This is a genomic window from Pseudoalteromonas sp. S1727, assembly GCF_005886375.1.
In the GTDB taxonomy this organism is placed as follows: Bacteria; Pseudomonadota; Gammaproteobacteria; order Enterobacterales; family Alteromonadaceae; genus Pseudoalteromonas; species Pseudoalteromonas haloplanktis.
The window spans coordinates 1-2352 of record NZ_PNDT01000167.1; the positions used below are offsets into that span (position 1 = coordinate 1).

At 47.4% G+C, this 2352-nt stretch carries 3 protein-coding genes; all 3 read right to left on the minus strand.

The window, feature by feature from the left end; translation table 11 throughout:
- Positions 1 to 1371, minus strand: coding sequence for an NAD(P)(+) transhydrogenase (Re/Si-specific) subunit beta (locus tag CWB85_RS21250; RefSeq protein WP_138555965.1), 1371 nt, complete (start codon positions 1369 to 1371; stop codon positions 1 to 3).
- 9 nt (positions 1372 to 1380) lie between these two features.
- Positions 1381 to 1656, minus strand: coding sequence for an NAD(P) transhydrogenase subunit alpha part 2 (locus CWB85_RS21255; protein WP_138555966.1), 276 nt, complete (start codon positions 1654 to 1656; stop codon positions 1381 to 1383).
- A partial coding sequence (locus CWB85_RS21260; protein WP_502705322.1) for a Rossmann-fold NAD(P)-binding domain-containing protein occupies positions 1653 to 2352 on the minus strand: 700 nt, incomplete at its 5' end. The genes CWB85_RS21260 and CWB85_RS21255, both read right to left, overlap by 4 nt.

Genomic DNA, 2352 nt, shown 5'->3' on the forward strand with positions numbered 1-2352 from the left:
TTAATCAGCAAATTGACGCACAAGACTATTCAATGTTTCTTTTGCATCACCAAATATCATTCGACAATTCGGCTTAAAGAATAACGGGTTATCAACACCCGCAAACCCTGTCGCCATTCCACGCTTGAGTACAAACACGTTCTTCGCTAAATCCGCGTTTATCACCGGCATACCATAAATCGGACTCCCAACCATCTCCCTTGCCGCTGGGTTGACTACGTCATTCGCACCTATCACTATCGCCACATCAAATCCTTCTATACGTGGGTTGATTTCATCCATTTCAAATAGCTGTTCGTACGACACATCCGCCTCGGCTAGCAGTACATTCATGTGCCCCGGCATTCGCCCTGCTACCGGATGGATCGCATACGCAACCTCAGCACCCTTGTTTTCCAACAACGCTTGCAACTCTTTCATCGTGTGTTGCGCTTGTGCCACTGCCATACCGTAACCCGGGATGACCAAGACTGATTGCGCCGCTTCTAGTACATAAAAGGCATCATCTGGGCTTAATGGTTTAATTTCACCCTCGATTTTCATTTCATTCGTGTGCACTTTTTGAAAGCCTGACGTCAGTACATTCACTAATGAACGGTTCATCGCTTTACACATGATGTTCGTTAAAATGATACCGCTGGCTCCCACCAACGCACCGGCCACAATCAGTAAGTTGTTCTCCAGTGCAAAGCCCGCCGCACACGCTGCTAACCCCGAGTAACTGTTCAGCAATGAAATCACCACCGGCATATCCGCACCACCAATGGGCAGTACTAACATCACCCCCATTAATAGCGCCAAACCAATGGCCACATAGTGCCACGTCGTTATCGCCGGCTCTGTCACTAATAAATAACCTGATGCCGCTATCGCTAGAATAAGTACAACATTCGCAATCGCTTGTCCTTTAAAAACAATCGGACGACCCACAATGCGTTCACTTAACTTCGCCCACGCAACCACACTGCCTGAGAACGTTACAGCACCTATAAGCAATGCTAAAAAGCTCACTATCAGAACAAATACACTGGCAGACGCATCATTCACTATGGCCGCATACGCCACCGCTAAACTCGCTAAACCACCCACACCATTAAACAACGACACCAACTCGGGCATCGAGGTCATCTCAACTTTCTTCGCTGCAATCACCCCGATTGCTGAGCCCACAATAATCGCCCCTAAAATAAACTCAAACGAGATTATCTGCTTATCAAGTAACGTCACCACCACGGCGATTAACATCGCTAAGCCCGATAACAAGTTCCCTTTTCGTGCAGTAGAAGGATGGCTCAACAGTTTTAAACCAAAAATAAACAACAGTGCACACACCACATACGTGGCGTTAATTAATATTGAAAAATCGCTCATCACTTTCTCCTAGCGCTTTTTAAACATGGCAAGCATGCGGTCTGTCACTAAGTAACCCCCCACCACATTCACCGTCGCCAACATCACCGCCAGTGCGCCTAACCAGGTCGCTAACTGATGTGATTCGCCGCCCGCTAAACTCAAGGCGCCAATCACGGTAATACCCGATATCGCATTCGCACCTGACATCAGTGGCGTATGCAAGGTGGCCGGTACTTTACGAATAAGCTCAAAGCCCACAAAAATAGATAACATTAAGATGAATAAAAGGTAGATACCGGTCATGATGCTTGCTCCATTGCATGCGTGTCTTGTTGCGCGCGTAACTCACTGATTGTCTGATTTGTAATGTGACCTTGATGCGTAATAACGGCACTCTTTTGAATGTCGTCCTCTAAATCTATCGCATAGGTGTTGCTGTCTTTTTGCCAAAATTCACTGACTAGGTTAAACAAGTTATTGGCGTACATTTGTGAGGCATTGAGCGCCACTTCGTTTGACCAATTCCCCGTGCCGATGATTTTTACTCCCTCAATCACTGTGGTGTCACCCGCAACAGACCCTGCAACATTGCCACCACTTTCGGCTGCCATATCCACAATCACTGAGCCCGCTTTCATTTGTTTAATGGTGTCATGATTGATTAACACCGGCGGTTTTCGACCAAACAATTGTGCTGTCGTGATAACAATGTCTGATTGTGCAATACACTGCGCTTGCGCCGCTTGTTGTTTTGCCATTTGCTCTGGGCTAAGTGCTTGCGCATACCCTTGGGCTGTTTGACCCGTTTCACCTAAATCAATGTCTAAGAACTTTGCACCTAACGAACGTACTTGCTCTGCAACCACTGAGCGTGTATCAAAGGCGGTCACCGCCGCACCTAAACGTTTTGCCGTCGCAATAGCTTGTAACCCCGCCACTCCTGCGCCGATAATAAACACTTTCGCTGGCTTAATTGTGCCCTCTGCGGGCCGCATCATC

Coding starts and splice junctions, on each gene's coding strand:
- CWB85_RS21250 (WP_138555965.1), bottom strand. CDS start 1,371: ATGAGCGATTTTTCAATATTAATTAACGCCACGTATGTGGTGTGTGCA.
- CWB85_RS21255 (WP_138555966.1), bottom strand. CDS start 1,656: ATGACCGGTATCTACCTTTTATTCATCTTAATGTTATCTATTTTTGTG.